Origin of the sequence: Phocaeicola paurosaccharolyticus JCM 15092 (assembly GCF_000613805.1) — a bacterium.
Lineage (GTDB): Bacteria > Bacteroidota > Bacteroidia > Bacteroidales > Bacteroidaceae > Phocaeicola > Phocaeicola paurosaccharolyticus.
This window is the reverse complement of the sequence record NZ_BAJR01000075.1, coordinates 1-1,507: the sequence shown is the minus strand read 5'-3', so window position 1 is coordinate 1,507 and position 1,507 is coordinate 1. Positions and strand designations below refer to the sequence as shown.

General features: G+C 34.2%; 2 protein-coding genes. Both read left to right on the top strand.

Going from position 1 to position 1,507, the window contains the following annotated elements:
* Nucleotides 1–43 precede the first annotated feature (43 nt).
* On the top strand, nucleotides 44–415 hold the full coding sequence (locus tag JCM15092_RS14245) for a hypothetical protein (protein ID WP_024995222.1): 372 nt from the start codon (nucleotides 44–46) through the stop codon (nucleotides 413–415).
* A gap of 26 nt (nucleotides 416–441) precedes the next feature.
* Entirely contained in the window at nucleotides 442–1,350 is a 909-nt protein-coding gene (locus JCM15092_RS14240; RefSeq protein ID WP_148296676.1) for an IS3 family transposase, read from the top strand.
* The last annotated feature ends 157 nt before the right edge of the window (nucleotides 1,351–1,507 follow it).

The following is a 1,507-nucleotide window of genomic DNA, read 5'->3' as shown; positions in this document are numbered from 1 at the left end:
TGTCTTTTTGTAGAATAGGTTGACTTTCCAAAACAAAAAGCTTATGGAAAGTATTAGTAAAAAATCTTGCTATTCAGAAACCTTAGAACGTAGCCGTCGTTCTTATGAGATTTATACACTGTATACCTTAAAAGGAATGAAGGCTTCGGAAATAGCCAAAAAATATGGTTTCTGCCGACATTATATTAACCAAATAATCAGTAAGTTTAGGGAAGAAAATCCAAAGATTGCAGAAGATATGGCTAAAAAAGGAAAGGACATAACCCCTAATGACTACAAAGCTCTTCAGGAAGAGGTCTTAAAGCTTAAATCTGATCTTAAAAAGGAGAAGCTTCGTGCTGATTTCTATGAGGAGATGGTATCCTATGGTAAGGAAGTCTATGGCATAGACTTAAAAAAAGTTGGCACCAAGTAGCCAACCGGCTTCACACTAGAGATAACATGGAATATCCTATTATCTCTATGTGTTTGCTACTTGGTGTAAGTAAGCAAGCCTATTACAAGCATAGCGATAAACTCCTTGCAAATCTGGCAAAAGAATCTTTTGCTGTTCAATACATAAAAGAAGTCCGCTCTAAGGATCCAGGTATTGGAGGCAATAAATTATGGAGTATGTACAATCGCCTTTTTGGTAATGATTATAGTATAGGATATAATCATTTCTATGATATCATAGACAGATATAATCTTAAGGTCAGGAAACGAAAAAGCCGTGTACGTACAACCGATTCCAAACATGGACTGCCATTATATTGCAATCTGATAAAGGATATAATCCCTGATAGACCAACTCAGGTATGGGTCAGCGATATAACTTATATACCGATAGTCTCAGACCCTTGTAATGATGATTATGAATTTTGTTTCCTATCCCTTATTACTGACTACTATACTAAAGAAATTATAGGATATAGTATAGGTGAAAGCCTGGAGACCATCCATACAATAAAAGCATTGGATATGGCTTTGGCAAACTATCCGATTAGTACAATCAATGGGCTTATCCATCATTCAGACAGAGGCGTTCAGTATGCAAGCTATATCTATACTGACAAACTGAAGCAATACGGAATAAAAATAAGTATGACTGAATCCGGTGATCCTAAAGACAATGCGGTTGCGGAAAGAGTCAACAATACGATTAAGAATGAATTGTTTATGAATAAAGTATTCTTCAATATCGAGGATGTAAGAAAATCAACAAGCATAGCCATTGATTTTTACAATAATGAACGACCTCATATGAGTCTGGATGGTATGACACCTAAGGAAGCTGCTCAATATCAAGGACAGATAAATAAAAAATGGATTAGTTATAGAGAAAATGCGCTAAAGAAAATAGCAGTTTAATATAAACTTCTATATTTGCAGCATACCAGACTTGATATAGAAGTCAACCTTATATACGAATAACAATTATTGAGTAAACCAGTAATAAAAATAGTCAAATCAAAGTCAACAAGTTTTATAAATAAGGCAATAAAGAGTCAACTTTTATAGTTAAACT